The sequence below is a fragment of the Nocardia sp. NPDC051756 genome, assembly GCF_040681495.1.
Taxonomy (GTDB): domain Bacteria; phylum Actinomycetota; class Actinomycetes; order Mycobacteriales; family Mycobacteriaceae; genus Nocardia.
Genome location: NZ_JBFAYV010000006.1, coordinates 822,501 through 842,264, shown reverse-complemented (window position 1 = coordinate 842,264; position 19,764 = coordinate 822,501). Strand labels below are relative to the sequence as shown.

Genomic DNA, 19,764 nt, shown 5'->3' with positions numbered 1-19,764 from the left:
AGGAGGCCCTGAGTGAGTGAGTTGAGCCGGGCGCGATACGCGGAGCTGTTCGGGCCGACGACAGGCGACCGGATTCGGTTGGCGGACACCGACCTCTTCGTCGAGATCACCGAAGACCGCAGTGGCGGACCGGGACTCGCGGGCGACGAAGCCGTCTTCGGCGGCGGCAAGGTGCTGCGGGAGTCCATGGGGCAGGCCCGCGCGACCCGCGCGGACGGCGCGCCGGACACGGTGATCACCGGCGCGGTCATCATCGACCACTGGGGAATCATCAAGGCCGACATCGGCATTCGCGACGGCCGCATCTGCGCGATCGGCAAGGCGGGAAACCCCGACACGATGAACGGGGTGCACCCCGACCTGGTGGTCGGCCCGTCCACCGAGATCATCGCGGGCAACGGGCGCATCCTCACCGCCGGCGCGATCGACTGTCACGTGCACTTCATCTGCCCGCAGCTGATGGATGAGGCGCTCGGCGGCGGCATCACCACCCTGATCGGCGGCGGCACCGGCCCGGCCGAGGGCAGCAAGGCGACCACCGTCACGCCGGGCTCCTGGCACCTGGCGCGGATGCTGGAGGCCACCGACGGGTGGCCGATGAACATCGTGCTGCTCGGTAAGGGCAACACGGTCAGCGCCGAGGCGATGTGGGAGCAATTGCGCGGCGGCGCAGCGGGATTCAAGCTGCACGAGGACTGGGGCTCCACCCCGGCCGCGATCGACGCGTGCCTCACCGTCGCCGACGCCGCGGGCGTTCAGGTGGCGCTGCACTCGGACACGTTGAACGAGGCCGGTTTCGTCGAGGACACCCTCGGCGCGATCGCGGGCCGCGGCATCCACGCCTATCACACCGAGGGCGCGGGCGGCGGTCACGCACCCGACATCATCACGGTCGCGGCACATCTCAACGTGCTGCCCAGCTCGACCAACCCGACCCGCCCGCACACCGTCAACACCCTCGACGAGCACCTCGACATGCTCATGGTGTGCCATCACCTCAGCGCGTCCATCCCGGAGGACCTCGCGTTCGCCGAGAGCCGGATCCGCCCGTCCACCATCGCGGCCGAGGACCTGCTGCACGACCTCGGCGCGATCTCGATGATCGGCAGCGACTCGCAGGCGATGGGCCGCATCGGCGAGGTGGTCATGCGCACCTGGCAGACCGCGCACGTGATGAAGCGCCGCCGCGGCGCGCTGCCCGGCGACGGCGCCGCCGACAACGCCCGGGTCCAGCGCTACATCGCGAAATACACCATCTGCCCGGCCGTCGCGCACGGCCTTGACCACGAGATCGGTTCGGTCGAGGTCGGCAAGCTGGCCGACCTGGTGCTGTGGGAGCCCGCGTTCTTCGGCGTCCGCCCGCACGCGGTGCTCAAGGGCGGGGCCATCGCCTGGGCCGCGATGGGCGACGCCAACGCGTCCATCCCGACCCCGCAGCCGGTGCTGCCGCGGCCGATGTTCGGCGCCGCCCCACTCGTCGCGGCAGCCACCTCCCTGCACTTCGTCTCCGAACAGGCCATCGACGACGGACTGGCCGATCGGCTGCGGATCAACCGAAAACTGGCCCCGGTCAAGAACGTTCGCGATCGCAAGAAGACCGACATGCCGCACAACGACGCCATGCCGCGCATCGAAGTCGACCCGGACACCTTCACCGTCCGCATCGACGGCGAGGTCTGGACCGAGCAGCCCGCCACCGAACTCCCCATGGCCCAGCGCTATTTCCTGTTCTAGGGCGAGAGGTCGACCATCATCGTGGCCAGTGCCAGCGAGGCCGCGCACGGGTCGAGTGCCGTTGTGCGCGAACGGTTCTGGACGCGCCAGGTGATCGCGCCGTTGGCGGCGGCGGTGACCGCGCAGTCGCCGGGGTCGTGCGGGTTGCGGATGTAGAACGCGGTCGCGGTGACCGTGCCGAGGACGTGCTTGGTGATCACCATGTGCTCGGTCTGGAAACCGTCGGCGCGGGCGCGGTCCCACAGCTGTTGCAGCGAGTCCTGCGCGGAGTAGGTGAAGCTGACGGTGGCGTCGCCGTCACCGACCTGCGCCTCCCAGTAGCAGACCTGGGGCGTGTGGTGGGTGGTGAGGTTACCGGCCCGGACCGCGTCGCTGATCTGCTGGTTGGTCAGCGGCGCGCAGTCGGCATACGGGTTCGCGGACGCCGCGGGGGCGGCGTCCGGCGTGCTCGCGCTGCTACATCCCGTCACCAATCCGGCCAGGGCAATAACGGCAAGTCCGGCATTACGGACAGAGAACGGGTGCATCACCGCTCCCTTTCTGGATCATTAACGGGTCAGACCAGGTCACGGTACCCAGTGACCTGCTGAGATGCGACTCGAGCAGGGGCGATCTTGCTCTCAGTCCAGCCCCTCGGGCAGCTGGCCGCCGTGCAGCCGGTGATGCCGGAATGCCAGGCGCACGATGTCGGCGATGCCCGGGTCGGCGATCGTGTAGACATTGCGCCTGCCCTCTTTGCGCATGTGGACCAGACCGGCCAGTTTGAGTTTGGCCAGATGCTGACTGACCGCGGGCACGGTCTGACCGATGTCGGTGGCGAGCGTGCCGACGTCGCGTTCGCCCTGACCGAGCAGCCAGAGGATCTGTAGCCGGGCGGTCGCCGCGAGCATGCCGAAAACCGCTGCCGCGTCATGCAGTTGAGCCGCCGGGATGGGGCCCGGTTCGCTGTCGTCGGTCACGTCCGCCCTCCAACCTGACCGTAGCGTGGCATGCAGTCGAATACTTGCGCAACTGATTGACGAACCCACGGCGGCGGGTTTCTAATAATGGGTGCGCAATTCTGCGTAGCGGAGCAACCAACGAAGCGGGGTGAGCGGCTGATGCCGGTTGACAGTATCGACGTCTCTAGCCGGACCGCCTTAGCGAAACGGGTTGTGCCGGTTCGTCGTTGATCTGCCCGCGCGATCCGTGGCCGAGCTGAGCGGCCGGCCGATCGCCTGACGCGGCACCGATTCTCAACATTCTTCGATCCCGTCCGGACGCGGCTGCCTGCTGTGCGCGTCCGGACGCCCGGCCCGCGCGGTATGCGGGCGCTGTGACCATCAGACGTACGAGCATTGGAGTTCCGCCATGGCGATCATGTTCAAGAGGGTCGAAACACCGCACCGCGCACCGAATCTGGAGCGCCAGTCGATCTGGTTCACGGTCGGGCTCTATCTGCTGATCAGCGCCGGACTGCTGACCATGCACTACGCCCACCCGCAGGCGCCCGTCGGCTCCTCGTCGGTCTCGCCCGCCCACTCCTCCTACGGCCGGTAGCGATGCGTGCCATCGCCGGCTCCGTGCCCGCCGACCGGTTCGATACCGAAGTCCTGCAACAACATTGGATCCCCCTGGCCGCCGCCGACGCGGACACCGCCGCGGTGCTGCGCGAGCGGCTCGGCGTCGACTTCGCCGCCGCGCGCAACCGGGTCTGGGAAACCGACAACTTCCTCTACCTCCCGGTCGTCGCCAACTACAAGCGCGGCGACGCCATCGAACGCGAAACCATCGTGTTCGCACTGGGTTCGGAGTTCCTGGTGACCCTGCAACCGGACGAGCACTTCATCCCGTTCGACAAGGCGATCGCGAAGATGCGCCGCAACCCGACTCTCACCGGTTCCGCGCACGGCGTGATGTACGCGCTGCTGTGGGCGCTGAACGAGGCCTCCGAGCGGGTCATCTACTACGCCAGCGACGCGCTGGAGGCGATGAACGACGACATCGAGATGGCCACCAACGGTTACGACGCGCGCGGCCGCGAGATCGGCGTCGCCGACATGCGCGGCACCATGTCCCGGATGAACGCGGCCGAGGAGATCGTCTCGCGCACCCAGGAGACCCAACTCCAATTGGCCCGTGCCGCACGGCATCTGATGGCCGACATCACCGTGCACAGCGCCGACCTGGAGAGCCTGCTGGCCATCCTCATCGCCGACGTCGACGGCGTGAAGCAGCACGCGGGCTTCGAGCACGACAAGGTCCGCTACCTCCAGCAATCGGTGATGACCTGGCTCGACGTCAAACAGAACCAGATCGTCAAGGTGTTCACCATCATCACCGCGGTGTTCCTGCCGCCCACCCTGATCGCCACCTTCTACGGCATGAACTTCACCTGGATGCCCGAACTGGAATGGCAGCACGGTTTCCTCGCCACCACGCTCATGACCCTGGTGGCCGCGGTCATCCCGCTGGCCTACATCAAACGAAAGGGCTGGCTGCGCTGACCGCGGGTGTGGCCCCGAACCGCGTGGCCGAGGTCGGGATTCAATATCATGACAAGCATGACGGCCGCCGGTAGCAGCTCGCCCGCTTCACCCGCGGAGCCGCGCCCGGATGCTCGGACCGAGCGCTGGCGGGCGCATCGGGAGCAGGTGCGCGGGGAATTCGTGGATGCCGCGTTCCGCGCGTTGGCCGAACACGGTCCCGACGTGAGCATGGACGATATCGCGCGGGCGGCGGGCTGCGCCAAGCCCAAGCTGTATCGGCACTTCGCGGACAAGACCGACCTGTACCTGGCGATCCTCGAACGGGTGCAGAGCATGCTGTGGGAGCGGGTGCTGGCGAAGATCAGCCTGACCACCGATTCGGTGGCCGAGCTGATCCGCACCGCCATCGCGGAGTATGTCGCCGTGGTGGAGGAGCAGCCCGACGTGTTCCGCTTCCTGGTGCACAGCCGACTGGCCCAGCAGGCCGAGCAGCCGGAACGGGCCATCGAGGTGGCGCAGCGCTCGGCGCTGCTGGCGGCGCAGATGATCGAGGAGCGGCTCGAAGGGCAGAACGTCGACACCGGCAGCCTGGAACTGACCGCCTACGCCATCTTCGGCGCGGTCGGCTCGGCCACCGACTGGTGGCTCGGCGCCAACCGGACCAAGGCCGAGCCGATGTCGACCGAGCGGTTCGCCCAGCATGTGAGCATCATCGCCAGGAACATGCTCGACGGCGTCGCCGAGCTCAACAACCTGCCCCTCGACGTGGAGAAGCCGGCGCACCTCGCGTTCGAACCGGAGTAGTCACTGGTCGAACGCGATGTGCACCCTGGGGGACTCCGGGAGGGTTTGGCAGGCGAGGGTCAGGCCGAGGGCGATCTCGTCGTCGATGAGGGCTTCGTTCTGCCGCATCCGGGTGCGTCCGTCTTTCACCGAGCAGACGCAGGTGCCGCAGGCGGACTCGCGGCAGACGTAGGGAGCGTCGATTCCGTTGTCCAGCAGCACATCCAGCAGGGGAGTCTGTTTGGGCCAGTCCAGGACATGGGTTTCACCGTCGATGTCCACCTCGACCACCGCGGAGTCGCCCAACGGTGGTGCGGGCGCGGCGCGGACGGGTTCGTCGAACGGATTCTGTTGCAGCGAGCGATATTCCTCGGTGTGGACGCGGGAGACGCGCAGCGCGGTGGCCGCGGCTCCGGCCACCGTCATGAAACCGGCAGGCCCGCAAAGAAACCAGTCCCGATCGGAATACGGACGCACCAGGTCCATGAGCGAATCCGCAGTCGGTAACCCACGTTCCGATTCGAGCCAGTGCAGCACCTGTAGCCGATCGGGATAACTGCTCGCCAACTCGTCGAGCGTGTCCGCGAAGATCACCGACTGCCGATCTCGATTGGCATACAGCACAACGACATTCCCGCTCCCGCCGATCATCGTGGATTTGATGATCGACAGGATCGGGGTGATGCCGCTGCCTGCCGCGCACAGCAGGACCTCCGTATCCAGATCGCGCGGCCCGAACGCGCCGGACGGCTCCAGCACGGTGATGAGGTCACCGACCGCGACGGTGTCGCAGATCAGGTTCGAGGCGTACCCGCCCGCGGTTCGCTTGACCGTCACCGCGATCCGGTCGTCGCAATGCGGACTGCTGCACAGCGAATAGCACCGGGCCACCGAACCCGTACGCGCGCTGGGTATCCGAAGGGTGAGGAACTGACCGGGCCGGTACCGGAACCGTTCGGTCAGTCCATCGGGCACCTCGAAGACCAGCGTGCGAGCATCGGCCGTCTCCTCGATCACCGCGCCGACCTTCAGCACATGGACGCGCACACCGTTGTCCGCGCTCATCGTCCTACCCCTCATACCTCGATCGGTGTGGAAACCGGCTGCGTCTTGACCTGATTCGCCGACGCCGGATCGATCAACCGGAGCACCCGCCGCCCGAGCCGTTCGATCCGCTCGACATCCAGCGGCTGGGTGATTCGCCGATTCACCCCCGGCGCGATGCGCAGCATGAAGTACCCCAGCCACGCCTCGGCCCGCACCGGCACCACCGCGAGGTCGTACCGCACCGCCCGTTCCGCGGCCCGCGCAACCAGATCCGGGCTCAACGGCGAGAACGGGAGTTGCGCGGCGATGTCCTGCACCCGGCGCGCCAGCTCCTTGCCCCGCGCGACCAACTCCTGATCGACGCCGACCGTCACGGCATGCTCGCCGATATTGGTGTTGATCACCCCGGGGCAGATCGCGCTGACCCCGATTCCCTTGGGCCCGAACTCGAGTCGCAGGCACTCGGTGAGCATCTTCACCCCGGCCTTGGACACCGAATACGCCGACATCACCGGCGTGGGCGTAAACGCCGCCGCCGACGCGATATTCACGATGTGCCCGCGCTTGCGGTTGTCGATCATCTGCTGCCCGAACGCCCGGCAGCCGTGCACCACGCCGAGCAGATTCACGCTCAGCTGCCGATCCCAGTCGGCCGGCGTCAGATCCACGAACGCGCCGCTGACCAGCATGCCGGCATTGTTGACCAGCACATCCGGCACGCCGTGATCGGCCAGTACGTCCCGGGCGAACGCCTCCCACGCACCCGGATCGGTCACATCGAGCCGCGCCGCCGAGGCCCGCCGGCCGCGCGCGTGGATCATCGCCACGGTGGCCGACGCGGAATCCAGGTCCAGATCGGAGACCACCACGTGTGCACCGGCTTTGGCGAACCGGATCGCGATGGCCCGGCCGATGCCGCTGCCCGCACCGGTCACCACCACCAGTTCGGGGCGGATGTTGGTGAGTTTCATACCGATTCCTCGAGGATCGCGCCGGTCCGCGGAGCGGGTACGGGCTGGCGGTAGTGGTAGTCGTCGAGATCGAAATGCCGGTTCTGCCAGTACATCTCGCCGTGCGTGGACGGGCGGAACGGCGAATCGCCGTGACTGTTGATGTAGTAGGTGTTCGACCCGGCGCACGCGGAGGTGAACAGGAAGTTCTTCTCTTGGCGGCGAAGGCATTTGGCGAAGTACTCGTCGTGCGCGTGCCTGCTGATCTCGCACTCGGTCGCGCCGCGCCGCTTGGTCTCGGCGATGGCCCGGCTCAGATGCGCGGCCGTGGCCTCGATCATCCAGATGTAGGAACCCAGCACGAAGCCGTAAGGCCCGGTGATGGTGAACATATTCGGGAAACCGGGCACCGAGACGCCGTGGTAGGCCTGGAACCGATTGCGGTCCCAGAACTCGGCGAGATCGAGTCCGTCGCGTCCGGTCACCGGGAACGGCGGTATCGAATCCTTCTCCCACAGTTTGAATCCCGTGGCACAGATCAGCACGTCGACCGGATGCTCCACGCCGTCCTCGGTGATGATGCCGCGCTCACCGATGAAGCCGATCGGGTCGGTGACCAGACTGACATCCGGGCGATTGAACGTCGAGAGGTACTCGTTCGACATCGACGGCCGCTTGCAACCGAGCCCGTACGCCGGGATCAGCTTTTCGCGGATGACCGGATCGTGCACCTGTTTACGCATCCATCGCCGCGCCGGGATCTCGGCCAGCCGACGACCGGCGTCGGACAGCCAGGTCGGGCCTGCCACCATGCCGCCCATCCCGATCTCGGTCGCGATGGTGCCAACCATGCGAATACCCGAGCGCACCCACGGTCGTTCGAGTACCGCGCGCCCGAGCGGCCCCACCGCCGCATCGGTTTTCGGGAACACCCAGATCGGCGTTCGCTGGAACACGCTCAGATGCTCGACCTCGTCGACGATGGCGGGCACCAGTTGCAACGCGGTCGCGCCGGTCCCGATCACCGCGACCCGCTTACCGGTCAGCGCGACATCGTCGTCCCACAGCGCGGTGTGGATCAGGGTTCCGCCGAAGTCTTGCAGGCCCGGGATGTCGGGCATCTTCGGCCGTTCCAGCCCGCCGATCGCCATCACCACGTAGCGCGCGGTCATCGTGCGCCCGCCGTCGGTGCCGAGCAGCCACAGGCTGTCCTCGGCATCGAACACCGCCGAGACGATCGTGGTGTTCAACCGCAGCTTCGGCCGCAGGCCGTACTTGTCAACCATGCCCTCGGCGTAGTCGCGCAACTCGGTGCCTGGCGCGAAGATACGCGACCAGTCGCCGCGCTGCTCGTAGGAGAAGCTGTAGATGAACGACGGGATGTCCACGGCCACACCGGGATAGGTGTTGGCGTGCCAGGTCCCGCCGACCCGATCCCACTTGTCCACTATGACGAAATCGTGGATACCTCTGCGTTGCAGGGCGATCGCGGCACCGATGCCGCCGAAGCCGGCTCCGACCACGATCACTTCATGGTCGGGCTGCGCCGCGCTCATCGGACGCGATCCACGAGCGCGCCTTCGGCGCCGAACAATTCGGTCTGCCACTGCCGCAGCAAGGCCCCGGTCTCCACATCGTCCGGGTGGAAGCCCGGTTTCAGATACACCTGGATCTCGCTGAGCAGCCCGCGCACGATGGGTCCGCGGATCAGCCGATAAGACTGCCGCGTCACCGTGATCGGTTGCCAGGCCGGGGGATCGGCGAGGATCGAGGCGAGCACCCCGAGCCCGACGACCGGAATAGTGAACGCGTAGAGCACCGACATGATCGCGATCCGCAGCCACTCCGGGCCGCCGACCGAGCGATAGACGTCGAAGGCGACCGACTTGTGTTCCAGCTCTTCGAACGCATGCCAGTTGAGCAGGTTGCGCACCTCGGGATCGCCTGCCAATTCCTGGATTTCGGGACTGGAGAGCACCCGAGCCGCCAATACCGCGGTGTAGTGCTCGGCGGCGGCCGTGATGGCCAGGTGTGCGGCCGGCGGGGCCAGCCGCTCGGCGCGCTGCACGAGTTCACCGCGCCGGCTGACGAATCGGGGGAGGGGATAGCCGAGCGCGAACAGCTGCTCGTTCAATTTGCCGTGCTGCTGGCCGTGCACCGCCTCCTGGCCGATGAACGCGGCGACCCGCTTCTTCAACACCGGATCGGTGATCTGGTCGGCGAATCGGCGCACCGACCGGATAAACGATTCCTCGCCGGGCGGGAAGGCGGCCGAGAGCAGCGCGACCAGGTGGCTGAGCACGATGTCGTCGCCCGCGTAGTACTTGGTCATCGGTTCCGGCTCGCCGAAGCGGAATTTCATCCGCCGCACCTTCGGGTAGCCGCCCTCGCCGTTTTTCTGCACGCTGGTAGTCATGTGAATCTCCGTTGATTCCGGGGTTTTTCGGTTGGGGATGGGCTACTTCAGGTGATCGACGAGGCTGCCCTCGGTGCCGAAGAGCTCTTTCTGCCAGCGCTCCAGCAACTCTCGTGAGTCGATGTCGTCGGGATGGAACCCCGGCCGCAGATACAGCACCAGCTCGCGGCCGATGCCGCGGAACACCGGGCCGCGGAACAGCGTGAACGCCTCCTTGACCAGGCTCAGCGGGTAGCGCCGGGCGTCCGGGTCGCGGCTGATCGATGCGGTGAGCGTGACCGCGGTGAGCGGGAGGGTGAGCGCAACCAAGGTCGCCATCGTCAGGATGCGCATCGTCTCCGTCCCGCCCACCGCGCGATACACGTCGAAGGCCACCGACTTGTGCTCGAGTTCCTCGAAGGCGTGCCAGTTCAACAGGTTTCGGACTTCATCGTCACCGGCCAGGGCCTGGATCTCCGGGCTCGACAGCACGCGTTCGGCCAGCACCGCCGTGTAGTGCTCGGCCGCCGCGGTGGCGGCCAGATGCAGGCGGGCGGGCAGGCGCTGTTCGAGGCGCTTCTGCCGTTCGACCACGTCCGGCGCGTCCAGCCATTCGATGGCGTAGCCCATCTCGACCAGCTTCTCGTTGAGCCGCCGGTGTTCCTGGCCGTGCATCGCCTCCTGGCCGATGAAGCCGGCGACCCGCTTCTTCAGTACCGGGTCGGTGATCTGGTCGGCGAATCGGCGCACCGACCGGATGAACGACTCCTCGCCGGGCGGGAATCCCGCGGACAATCCGGCGATGAAGTGGCTGAACACCATATCGCCGCCGGCGTAATACTTCGACATGGGTACCGGCTCGCCGAAGCGGAATCTGATTCGCCTCGCCCTCGGGTAGCCGTTGCCCGTGCGTTCCTTGCTGCGCACACTTTGCTCGGTCATCTCGCACCTCATTGAGCTCGGTACCGTCAGTATGCGGTACTACTAGTACGATACCGTCTCAGACGGATAGAGCAAGAGGTGTTTGCGATACCGCAGGTAGGCGGAATTCTGTTGCGACTGTTCGTCAGCGGTGTCTGGTGACGCTGCGGGCGAGATCGGTGAGGCGATGCGCGCGGGCGTTCTCGGCCGGCGTGAACGGCTCGTCGGGCCGGGTGAAGATCAGCGGCCGATCCGCCTGCCACGGCACGACCAGGGTGGTTCCGTCGAACGTGAGATCGCGGTGCGCGTAGGTGCCGGGGGTGAGGTAGCGGGCGCCGAGCAGTTCGGCGATGGCGAGGGGGAGTTCGTCGGGATCGGCGGCGACGCGGGCCGCGATGCCGAGCGCCTTGGTCTGGCCGTCGATGAGCGCGAAGGCGGAGGCGGGCCAGATGCGGACCGACGATCCGCCGCCGTGCACGATCGCCGAGGACAGCGCGTCCGGGGTGACGCCGGCCGGCGCGGCGACGACCAGTTCGTCGAGAACGCCCGATTCGAGTTGGTGCACATGGACATTGAGGATGTTCGCGCCGCGGCGGGCGAGGTGCCGGGTGAGTGCCTCGAGCTGTCCGGGGCGGTCGTCGACGCGCACGCGGATGCGCCACAGGGTGGGTGCGCGGTCGACGTCGTCGCGGGTGCGGAGTTCGGGGGCGTGCAGCCACGCGCCGAGCACGCGGGTGGCGGAGGGTTCGACGACCCAGATGATGAGCACGGTCGTGCTGATAGTCAGCAGCGCGACCGTCAGCAAATAGGGCGGGTGGTAATGCACGACCAGTGCGTGCAATATGAGTTCGACCGGGAACACCGCGGCCAATTTGGCCAGCGTCAAGCGTGCCCGGTGTGGATGCGGCAACCGGCCGCAGACGTCACACGCCAGCACCTGGACACGATGTCGGGCTCGGATCGGACGCATGCGCTCAGCGTCGGCGGTGATCATTTCCGATCCGGTGCCGAATGTGTAACGCCGCAGTGAAATCGGTACGGAAAGCCGTTGAGCGGCAGGGGTTTACGTCGTGATGCTGGACACAGGACGAGCGCTGCGTGGCCCCGGGCACAGTTACGGATACGTACACTTACGCCATGGCTGCCCGCATTACCGAATTGGTTCTCGACGTCGCCGACCCCGAACGGCTCGCCGCATTCTGGTGTGACGTTCTCGGTTATGTCGAACTCGACCGGGAAAGCGACGGAAGCATCGAGATCGGGCCGGCCGAAGGATTCGGTGGACCGCAGCCCACGCTCATCCTCAGCCCGAGCGATGAACCGCGGAACGGGAAGCTTCGGCTGCACATCGACATCAATCCCACCGACCGTGATCAGGATGCCGAGTTGGAGCGGTTGCTGGCCCTCGGTGCGAAACCGGTCGATGTCGGACAGGGCGACGACGTGAGCTGGCATGCCCTCGCCGACCCGGAAGGCAATGAATTCTGCCTGCTGCGCCGCCGGCTCCCGCAACTCTGACCCGGCCCTGGTTCGGTTTCGACACGCCTGGTTTCCTGCTGTTTCCGGTCGGCGAGCCCAGGCCGTGACAGAATGTTTGCTCAAATGTTGCGGAGTCGCGTTCCTCGGGTTAGATTCAACCAAAACCGATAGTCGTAAGTGCCCTGCCTGTTGAGTAATACCGGGAGCGTCCGATGCGGAACCGACTTGTAGCTGCAACATTGCCTGTGATGGGACGTGCGTGAAATGACCATAATGATCACGCCGGACGACAACTTGCTGGCCACGAACGAGTTCCTCCGGGACGGCGTCCGTATGAGCGTCGCCATCGGCCGTCCCCAGCCATACCCCACCGGCTCCGGCTGGCGCTGCCGGGTCCGCGTCGAATGCGGCAACACCCGCCTCGAGCAATCCCAGGTAGTGGCGCCCACCGCGCAGGAAGTCCTGCGCCTGGCCCTCGAACTCGTCACCACCCGCCTCGGCATGACCGAGTCCGAGTTCTTCGAGGGCGCCACCATGAGCCCCGCCGCCTGACCCCGAATCACGCTGGTTCCCAACCCGTTCCGGCCCGACTTGGCGTACGTAGCACCCTCTTGACGCATGTAGCAGCGTGCGTCAAGAGGGTGCTACGTACGTCAAGTCGGCTGCGGCCGTTGAGGTGACGGCGGGCGGTCTGTTTGGTTGCGGCTCTGGGGAACACGGTGCGCTGTGGGCGGAGTGGGGGCATGCTGGAGGGGTTGGTGTAGACGTGTAGTCAGGGGTGGTGGTCGACGTGGACGATGACGCCGCGATGGATGCCTATTCACGCACGGTGATCCGGGTGGCCGCGTCGGTTACGCCGCATGTGGCCAGCGTGCGCACGCCGCCGAGCACGTGCCCGACGATGTTGTTCACCGATGACGGATTCATGCTGACCAACGCGCACGTCATCGGGTCGGCCACGAACGGCGAGGTGGTGTTCGCGGACGGGGTGGAAGCCAAATTCGATGTCGTCGGGATAGATCCGCTGTCGGATCTCGCGGTGTTGCGCTCGCGTAATGGCGCGCCTGGGGCGGTCACGCTGGGGGATGCGGACGAACTCGTCGTCGGCCAGCTGGTGGTTGCCGTGGGCAGCCCGCTCGGACTCGCCGGTTCGGTCACCGCCGGTGTGGTGAGCGCGCTGGGTCGCGCGGTGCCCGTCGCCTCGCGCCGCGCAGGCCGCGTGATCGAAGACGTTATTCAAACCGACGCCGCCCTCAATCCCGGCAATTCCGGTGGCGCACTGTCGGATTCGGCCGGCCGCGTGGTCGGCATCAACACCGCCGTCGCGGGAATCGGTCTCGGCCTTGCCATTCCGATCAACGCCACCACTCGCCGCATCATCGGCACCCTGCACACCGACGGCCGCGTCCGTCGCGCCTACCTGGGCCTGGTCGGCATGCCCGCACCGCTCCCCGCCACTGTCGCCGCCCGCACCGGCCAAGCCGCCGGCGTCCGCATCATGGAGGTCGTCCGCGGCGGCCCCGCCGAGCTGGCCGGCCTCCGCCGCGGCGACCTCGTGCTCAGCGTCGCCCGCGCGGAAGTCCGTGACGCCCAAGGCATTCAACGCCAGCTCTTCGCCGACGCCATCGGCATCAAACTCCCCGTCACCGTCCTGCGCAACGGCGCCATGGTCGACGTGATCGCCGTCCCCATCGAGCTGACCGTCGACTGAACACCCCGCCGCACACTTCCTGACGTGCCGCATATCGATTCGCATGCGATTGCGTGTGCGGGAAATCGAAGGGTGTGCGGCTGGGATCGCCTGTGGCCGGGTTGTCACCGGCGGGCGGGTGGTTACTTGGGGACGGTTACGGGTTCCTCGGTGAGCGGGACGGCGTCGGTGTTCCAGCGTGCGTCGACCACCAGGCCGATCACGCCGACGGCGATCAGCACCGCGGAGAAGACGATCAGCGCTGGGTGGGTGGTGCCGGTGAGGGCGTCGCCGAGGATGACGGTGCCGATGGTGCCGGGGAGCACGCCGATCAGCGTGGCGATCATGTACGGCCAGAAGCGGATCGAGGACAGTCCGCAGCAGTAGTTGATCACCGAGAACGGGACGGCCGCGATCAGGCGCAGCGAGCCGACGGCCAGCCAGCCGCGCCGCTGGAGGCGATCGTCGACGGCGCGCACGGCCGGGTGGGTGAGACGGGAGGCGACCTGTTCGCGGTCCAGCGCGCGCACCAGCAGGACGGCGAGCGCCGCACTGACTGTGGTCGCCCCCACCGCGAGAGCGATGCCGAGAACCGGACCGAACAGCAATCCGGCGCTTACCGTGAACACTGTGCGCGGGATCGGCGCGACCGTCACCAGCGCGTGCACCACGAAGAACAACAGCGGAAAGACCGGGCCGACCGAGGTCGCCCAGTCCTGGATCTGGCGCGGGCTCGGTAGCGGGACCAGCATCGCGGCGACGAACAACACGACGAGGCCGGCGAGCAACGCCAGCACGCGCGGGTCACGGATCAGCCTGGTCACCGGGGCCAGGTTACCGGGTGGTACTGGTACTAGGGGACAACACGTTGCAGTGCGCCCGCTAGCATCAGAAGAAACGGGACGAATGCTCGTTAACCAAAGTAGTCGCTGAACTGGGCGAATGCGACGGTTGCGGCAAATATGACGGGTGCGCCTGCAGTCGAGTGGAAGAGGAACAGCAAGCTATGCCGATTGCTTCAGAGCCCGGACCGGGAGCGGCGCCCACGGGCGCGGATCCGGTTCCGCAGTTCGCCGCGTGGCGCAAGGGTGTGGCCGGGGTGCTGGCGAAGGTCCGGCGGGTCGAGATCGCCGAACTGCCCGCGGAACCAGAGCACCTGCTCGATGAGACGACGTACGACGGGCTGACCATCGCCCCGCTGTACACGCGCCGGGACGAACTGCCCGAGCAGCCGCTGCCGGGCGCGTATCCGTTCGTGCGCGGCAGCGACGCCACCCGCGACGTGCATCGCGGCTGGCACGTGAGCGCGCACTTCGACGGTCACGACGCGGCCGCGGTGAACCGGGAGATCATGGCCGGCCTGGGCAACGGCATCAGTGCCGTGTGGCTCGGGGTCGGCGAAAACGGCGTGCCTGCGGCGGAATTGCCCGCCGCGCTGTCCGGGCTGCTGTTCGACCTGGCCCCGGTGACTCTGGACGCGGGAACCGCGACCGCCGATGCCGCCGCACAGCTCTACACCGCCCTCGACGGCTATGAGGCCGCCTCCCGCAAGGACATTCACGTCTGGCTGGGTGCGGCGCCGCTCACCAGCCGATTCGCGGGAGTCGCCGATATCGAGCTGGCGGACACGGTCACCCTGGCCGCCAACGCGGTAACGCGGGCCGAGACGGTGCGCGCGATCACCGTGGACGGCACCGTATTCCACAACGCGGGCGCCTCCGACGCCCAGGAACTCGGCGCCGCCGTCGCCGCGGGCCTGGCCTACCTGCGCGCCCTCAGCGAGGGGATCGACATCGCGGATGCGTTGGAGCAGTTGACCTTCCGCTTCGCCGCCACCGACGACCAGTTCGCCACGGTGGCCAAATTCCGGGCCGCCCGCCAACTCTGGGCCCGCGTCGCGCACGTCTGCGGCGCACCGAATTTCGGCGGCGCACCGCAGCACGCGGTGACCTCCGCGGCCATGATGACCCAGCGCGACCCGTGGGTGAACCTCCTGCGCACCACCCTCGCGGCGTTCGGCGCCGGCGTCGGCGGGGCGGACGCGGTGACCGTGCTGACCTTCGATTCGGCGTTGCCTCCCGGCGAACTCGGCGTCTCGAAGTCGTTCGCGGACCGGATGGCTCGCAACACCCAGCTGCTGCTGCTCGAGGAATCCCGCCTGGGTTTCGTGCAGGACCCGGGCGCTGGTTCCTGGTTCGTCGAGGACCTGACCGGCGCGCTCGCCGCGAACGCGTGGGAGTTCATGCAGGAAATCGAGGCCGCGGGAGGCTATCTCGCCGCGCTGGATTCCGGCCTGCTCGCCGAGCGTATCGCGGAGACCAAGGCGGCCCGCGATGCCGATGTCGCACACCGGAAGACGTCGGTCACCGGGGTGAACGAGTTCCCGAACCTGGCCGAGCGTCCGCTGTCCGAGGCGGCGCGCGCAGACAATCGGGTGGCGCGCTACGGCGCCACGTTCGAGGCGCTGCGCAACCGGTCCGATGCCTATCTGGCCGAGCACGGCGTCCGGCCGAAGGCGCTGCTGGTGCCGCTCGGTTCGGTGGCCGAGCACAACGTTCGAGTGACCTTCATCGCAAACCTGTTGGCCTCCGGTGGAATCGAGTCCGTCAATCCCGGACCATTGGCCGTGGACGCCATCGCCGCGGCGGCCACCGAAGCGGGTGCGCCGATCGCGGTGCTGTGTGGTTCGGACAAGCGCTACGGCGTGGAAGCCGGTGCGGCGGTGGAGCAGTTGCGCGCCGCCGGAGTGCAGACGGTGTTGCTGGCCGGCGCCGCGAAGGCGGTGGCCGAGCTGGCCGAGGCGCAGCGTCCGGACGGATTCCTGGCGGCGAAGATCGATGCGGTCGCCGCGTTGTCCGGCCTGTTGGAGAAGGTGGGAGCCTGATGACTACTCGTGAAATCAAGCACGTGATCGGCAATTTCGCCGAGGTGCCGCTGACCGAGCACGCGCCCGAGCCCGCCGACGTGGACTCCGCGCAGGTCGACGCCTACATCGGCGCGGCAGCGAAGGCGAATCACTACGCGCCCGAGCAGCTGGTGTGGTCGACGCCCGAAGGTATCGACGTGCCACCGGTATTCACCAAGGCCGATCGGGATGCCGTTGTGGCGGAGGGTTATCCGCTCGACAGCGTGCCCGGCGTCGCGCCGTTCGTCCGCGGGCCCTACCCGACCATGTACGTCAACCAGCCGTGGACCGTCCGGCAGTACGCGGGCTTCTCCACTGCCGCGGACTCGAATGCCTTCTACCGCCGCAACCTTCAGGCCGGGCAGAAGGGCCTTTCGGTCGCCTTCGACCTGGCCACGCACCGCGGTTACGACTCCGATCACCCGCGCGTGCAGGGCGACGTCGGCATGGCCGGCGTGGCCATCGACTCAATTCTCGACATGCGCCAGCTCTTCGATCACATCCCGCTCGACCAGGTCAGCGTGTCGATGACGATGAACGGCGCGGTGCTGCCGATCCTCGCGCTGTATGTCGTTGCGGCAGAAGAGCAGGGCGTCGGACCGGAGCTGCTGGCCGGAACCATTCAGAACGACATTCTGAAGGAGTTCATGGTCCGCAACACCTACATCTACCCGCCGAAGCCCTCGATGCGGATCATCTCCGACATCTTCGCCTTCACCAGCGCGAAGATGCCGAAGTTCAACTCGATCTCCATCTCCGGCTACCACATTCAGGAAGCCGGCGCGACCGCCGACCTGGAGCTGGCCTACACCCTCGCCGACGGCGTCGAGTACATCCGGGCCGGCATCGACGCGGGCATGGAGGTGGACAAGTTCGCGCCGCGGCTGTCGTTCTTCTGGGCCATCGGCATGAACTTCTTCATGGAGGTGGCCAAGCTGCGCGCCGGGCGGCTGCTGTGGAGCGAGCTGGTCGCGAAGTTCGAGCCGAAGAGCTCGAAATCGCTGTCGCTGCGCACTCATTCGCAGACCTCCGGGTGGTCGCTGACCGCGCAGGACGCCTACAACAACGTCGCGCGCACCTGCATCGAGGCGATGGCCGCGACCCAGGGGCACACCCAGTCGCTGCACACCAACGCGCTGGACGAGGCGCTCGCCCTGCCGACGGACTTCTCCGCCCGCATCGCGCGCAACACCCAGCTGCTCATCCAGCAGGAATCCAAGACCACCCGGCCCGTAGATCCTTGGGGCGGTTCGTATTACGTCGAGTGGCTGACCCATCAGCTGGCCAACCGCGCCCGTGCGCACATCGCCGAGGTGGAGGCGCATGGCGGGATGGCGCAGGCGATCGGCGAGGGCATTCCGAAGCTGCGCATCGAGGAGGCCGCCGCGCGCACGCAGGCGCGCATCGACACCGGGCAGCAGCCGGTGATCGGCATCAACAAGTACCAGGCCGAGGAGGACCAGCAGGTCGAGGTCCTCAAGGTGGAGAACTCGCGGGTGCGCGCGGAGCAGATCGAGAAGCTGCGCCAGCTGCGCGCCGACCGGGATTCGGCCGAGGTCGAACGAGCGCTGGCCGAATTGACCCGTGCGGCAAGCTCTTCCGCAGGCGGCATGGAGAACAACCTGCTGGCCCTCGCGATCAACGCCGCGCGCGCCAAGGCGACGGTCGGCGAGATCTCCGACGCGCTGGAGAAGGTGTACGGCCGGCATCAGGCCGAGATCCGTACCCTGTCCGGTGTGTACCGCGACGAGGCAGGGAAGGTCAGCAACATCACCAAGGCGAGCGATCTCGTCGAGGAGTTCGCCGAGGCGGAAGGTCGTCGCCCGCGTATCCTCGTCGCGAAAATGGGGCAGGACGGTCATGACCGCGGCCAGAAGGTGATCGCCACCGCCTTTGCCGATCTCGGCTTCGACGTGGACGTGGGCCCGCTGTTCCAGACCCCCGAAGAGGTGGCGCAGCAGGCGGCGGACAACGACGTGCACGTCGTCGGCGTGTCCTCGCTGGCGGCCGGTCACCTCACGCTGGTGCCCGCCTTGCGGCAGGCGCTGGCCGATGCGGGGCGACCCGACATCATGGTCATCGTCGGCGGCGTCATCCCGCCCGGTGATTTCGACGCGCTGTACGAGGCGGGTGCGGCGGCGATCTTCCCGCCGGGGACCGTCATCGCGGATGCGGCGATCGATCTGCTGAAGAAGCTGGCCACCGAACTCGGTCATCCCGAGTTGGGTTCCGAAAGCGGCCGCGGTGCCGAGGATTCCGCCGAGGGCGAATGAGCGAGCACAACTCGGTGGCTCCCTCGGCCGACGGCGACCTTCGCTCGGATTCGTCCGGTGAAGGTCGCCCCGGTGCGTCCGCTGACAACGGCCGTCGGTCGGCGGGGCGGGGACGGGCGATCGATGTCGAGGCGATGGCGGACGCCGTGCGCGCGGGGGAGCGGGCCGCGCTGGCGCGGGCGATCACCCTGGTCGAATCGACCCGTGCGGATCACCGGGATCTCGCGCAGCAGTTGCTGCTGAGGCTGACGCCGGACAAGCACAGCTCCGCGAACGCCGTGGTGTCGAATCGCGTTGGCATCACCGGTGTTCCGGGTGTCGGCAAGTCGACGTTCATCGATGCGCTCGGCATGGATCTGATCGGCAAGGGGCATCGAGTCGCGGTGCTCGCGGTCGATCCGTCGTCCACCCGCACCGGCGGTTCCATCCTCGGCGACAAGACCCGGATGGCGCGACTTTCGGTGGAGCGCAACGCCTATATCCGTCCGTCGCCCACCGCGGGCACGCTCGGCGGCGTGGCCAAGGCGACCCGCGAGACCATCGTGCTGCTCGAGGCCGCCGGTTACGACGTGATCCTGGTGGAGACCGTCGGCGTCGGCCAGTCCGAGGTCACCGTCGCGAACATGGTCGACGTGTTCTGCTTCCTCACCCTGGCCCGCACCGGAGATCAGTTGCAGGGCATCAAGAAAGGCGTGCTCGAACTCGCCGACCTGGTCGCGGTCAACAAGGCCGACGGCAAGCACGAGCTGGAGGCCAAGTCCGCCGCCCGCGAACTCGCCGGCGCGTTGCGGCTGATCCACCCGCACGACGCCCTCTGGCGCCCCCCGGTGCTCACCATGAGCGGCCTGGAAGGCATCGGCCTGGACAAGTTCTGGTCGACCGTCCTCGAACACCGCCGAGTCCTCACCGACGCAGGCGAATTCGACGAGAAACGCCGCCGTCAGCAGATCAACTGGACCTGGACCATGGTGCACGACCAACTCCTGCGCCGCCTGGCCGACAACCCCCACGTGAAAGCCATTCGCGCCCAAGTGGAAAGCCAGGTCCGCGACGGCACCCTCACCGCCGCCCTGGCCGCCGAAGAACTCCTGCGCGCCTTCGACACCCACTGATCCGCGG

Annotated in this window: 19 protein-coding genes; 10 read left to right on the top strand and 9 right to left on the bottom strand. The window is 67.4% G+C overall.

The window, feature by feature from the left end; all coding sequences use genetic code 11:
• Positions 1 to 12 precede the first annotated feature (12 nt).
• The gene (locus AB0M22_RS30050; RefSeq protein WP_364733901.1) at positions 13 to 1,734 is read left to right on the top strand and encodes an urease subunit alpha; all 1,722 of its coding nucleotides are present in this window, start codon (positions 13 to 15) and stop codon (positions 1,732 to 1,734) included.
• Here the strand turns inward: AB0M22_RS30050 and AB0M22_RS30045 are convergent.
• Both AB0M22_RS30045 and AB0M22_RS30040 read right to left on the bottom strand, forming a co-directional pair.
• A complete protein-coding gene (locus AB0M22_RS30045; protein ID WP_364733898.1) occupies positions 1,731 to 2,261 on the bottom strand; it encodes a DUF3558 family protein in 531 nt (176 codons plus the stop codon). The two genes, AB0M22_RS30050 and AB0M22_RS30045, sit on opposite strands and share 4 nt — an antisense overlap.
• Before the next feature lie 93 nt (positions 2,262 to 2,354).
• The gene (locus AB0M22_RS30040; RefSeq protein ID WP_364733895.1) at positions 2,355 to 2,693 is read right to left on the bottom strand and encodes a metalloregulator ArsR/SmtB family transcription factor; all 339 of its coding nucleotides are present in this window, start codon (positions 2,691 to 2,693) and stop codon (positions 2,355 to 2,357) included.
• Between the two features lie 391 nt (positions 2,694 to 3,084).
• Between AB0M22_RS30040 and AB0M22_RS30035 the strand changes: the two genes are divergently transcribed.
• The 3 genes from AB0M22_RS30035 to AB0M22_RS30025 are packed head-to-tail and all read left to right on the top strand — an operon-like array spanning position 3,085 to position 5,006.
• On the top strand, positions 3,085 to 3,273 hold the full coding sequence (locus AB0M22_RS30035) for a hypothetical protein (RefSeq protein WP_364733893.1): 189 nt from the start codon (positions 3,085 to 3,087) through the stop codon (positions 3,271 to 3,273).
• Positions 3,274 to 3,275: 2 nt separating this feature from the next.
• Complete coding sequence (locus tag AB0M22_RS30030; RefSeq protein ID WP_364733890.1) at positions 3,276 to 4,220, top strand: CorA family divalent cation transporter; 945 nt, start codon at positions 3,276 to 3,278, stop codon at positions 4,218 to 4,220.
• A gap of 57 nt (positions 4,221 to 4,277) precedes the next feature.
• A complete protein-coding gene (locus AB0M22_RS30025) occupies positions 4,278 to 5,006 on the top strand; it encodes a TetR/AcrR family transcriptional regulator (protein ID WP_364733888.1) in 729 nt (242 codons plus the stop codon).
• Here the strand turns inward: AB0M22_RS30025 and AB0M22_RS30020 are convergent, their stop codons facing one another.
• The 6 genes from AB0M22_RS30020 to AB0M22_RS29995 form a co-directional block, all read right to left on the bottom strand.
• Positions 5,007 to 6,050: a ferredoxin--NADP reductase gene (locus AB0M22_RS30020; RefSeq protein ID WP_364733885.1), complete on the bottom strand. Its 1,044-nt coding sequence runs from the start codon at positions 6,048 to 6,050 to the stop codon at positions 5,007 to 5,009.
• 11 nt (positions 6,051 to 6,061) lie between these two features.
• Complete coding sequence (locus AB0M22_RS30015; RefSeq protein WP_364733883.1) at positions 6,062 to 7,003, bottom strand: SDR family NAD(P)-dependent oxidoreductase; 942 nt, start codon at positions 7,001 to 7,003, stop codon at positions 6,062 to 6,064.
• Positions 7,000 to 8,538, bottom strand: coding sequence for an NAD(P)/FAD-dependent oxidoreductase (locus tag AB0M22_RS30010; protein WP_364733880.1), 1,539 nt, complete (start codon positions 8,536 to 8,538; stop codon positions 7,000 to 7,002). The genes AB0M22_RS30015 and AB0M22_RS30010 overlap by 4 nt, the downstream gene beginning before the upstream one ends.
• Complete coding sequence (locus tag AB0M22_RS30005; protein WP_364733878.1) at positions 8,535 to 9,398, bottom strand: metal-dependent hydrolase; 864 nt, start codon at positions 9,396 to 9,398, stop codon at positions 8,535 to 8,537. The genes AB0M22_RS30010 and AB0M22_RS30005 overlap by 4 nt, the downstream gene beginning before the upstream one ends.
• A gap of 42 nt (positions 9,399 to 9,440) precedes the next feature.
• Entirely contained in the window at positions 9,441 to 10,319 is an 879-nt protein-coding gene (locus AB0M22_RS30000; RefSeq protein ID WP_364733876.1) for a metal-dependent hydrolase, read from the bottom strand.
• A gap of 124 nt (positions 10,320 to 10,443) precedes the next feature.
• Positions 10,444 to 11,268: an amino acid-binding protein gene (locus tag AB0M22_RS29995; protein ID WP_364733874.1), complete on the bottom strand. Its 825-nt coding sequence runs from the start codon at positions 11,266 to 11,268 to the stop codon at positions 10,444 to 10,446.
• Positions 11,269 to 11,435: 167 nt separating this feature from the next.
• Between AB0M22_RS29995 and AB0M22_RS29990 the strand changes: the two genes are divergently transcribed.
• From AB0M22_RS29990 to AB0M22_RS29980, 3 genes are all read left to right on the top strand, one after another.
• Entirely contained in the window at positions 11,436 to 11,816 is a 381-nt protein-coding gene (locus tag AB0M22_RS29990; protein WP_364733871.1) for a VOC family protein, read from the top strand.
• 225 nt (positions 11,817 to 12,041) lie between these two features.
• The gene (locus tag AB0M22_RS29985; RefSeq protein ID WP_364733868.1) at positions 12,042 to 12,329 is read left to right on the top strand and encodes a hypothetical protein; all 288 of its coding nucleotides are present in this window, start codon (positions 12,042 to 12,044) and stop codon (positions 12,327 to 12,329) included.
• Between the two features lie 238 nt (positions 12,330 to 12,567).
• Entirely contained in the window at positions 12,568 to 13,488 is a 921-nt protein-coding gene (locus tag AB0M22_RS29980) for a trypsin-like peptidase domain-containing protein (RefSeq protein WP_364733866.1), read from the top strand.
• A gap of 122 nt (positions 13,489 to 13,610) precedes the next feature.
• On the opposite strand, the gene AB0M22_RS29975 is transcribed toward AB0M22_RS29980, so the two are convergent.
• Positions 13,611 to 14,291, bottom strand: a complete 681-nt coding sequence (locus AB0M22_RS29975; protein WP_364733863.1) for a TVP38/TMEM64 family protein — start codon at positions 14,289 to 14,291, stop codon at positions 13,611 to 13,613.
• Between the two features lie 182 nt (positions 14,292 to 14,473).
• Between AB0M22_RS29975 and AB0M22_RS29970 the strand changes: the two genes are divergently transcribed.
• The 3 genes from AB0M22_RS29970 to meaB are packed head-to-tail and all read left to right on the top strand — an operon-like array spanning position 14,474 to position 19,757.
• Positions 14,474 to 16,351 carry a methylmalonyl-CoA mutase family protein gene (locus AB0M22_RS29970; protein WP_364733860.1) on the top strand — a complete coding sequence of 626 codons (1,878 nt, stop codon included), beginning with the start codon at positions 14,474 to 14,476 and terminating at the stop codon, positions 16,349 to 16,351.
• On the top strand, positions 16,351 to 18,645 hold the full coding sequence (gene scpA, locus AB0M22_RS29965; protein WP_364733857.1) for a methylmalonyl-CoA mutase: 2,295 nt from the start codon (positions 16,351 to 16,353) through the stop codon (positions 18,643 to 18,645). Before AB0M22_RS29970 ends, scpA begins: the two co-directional genes overlap by 1 nt.
• Positions 18,642 to 19,757, top strand: a complete 1,116-nt coding sequence (gene meaB / locus AB0M22_RS29960; RefSeq protein WP_364733855.1) for a methylmalonyl Co-A mutase-associated GTPase MeaB — start codon at positions 18,642 to 18,644, stop codon at positions 19,755 to 19,757. The genes scpA and meaB overlap by 4 nt, the downstream gene beginning before the upstream one ends.
• Positions 19,758 to 19,764: the final 7 nt, after the last annotated feature.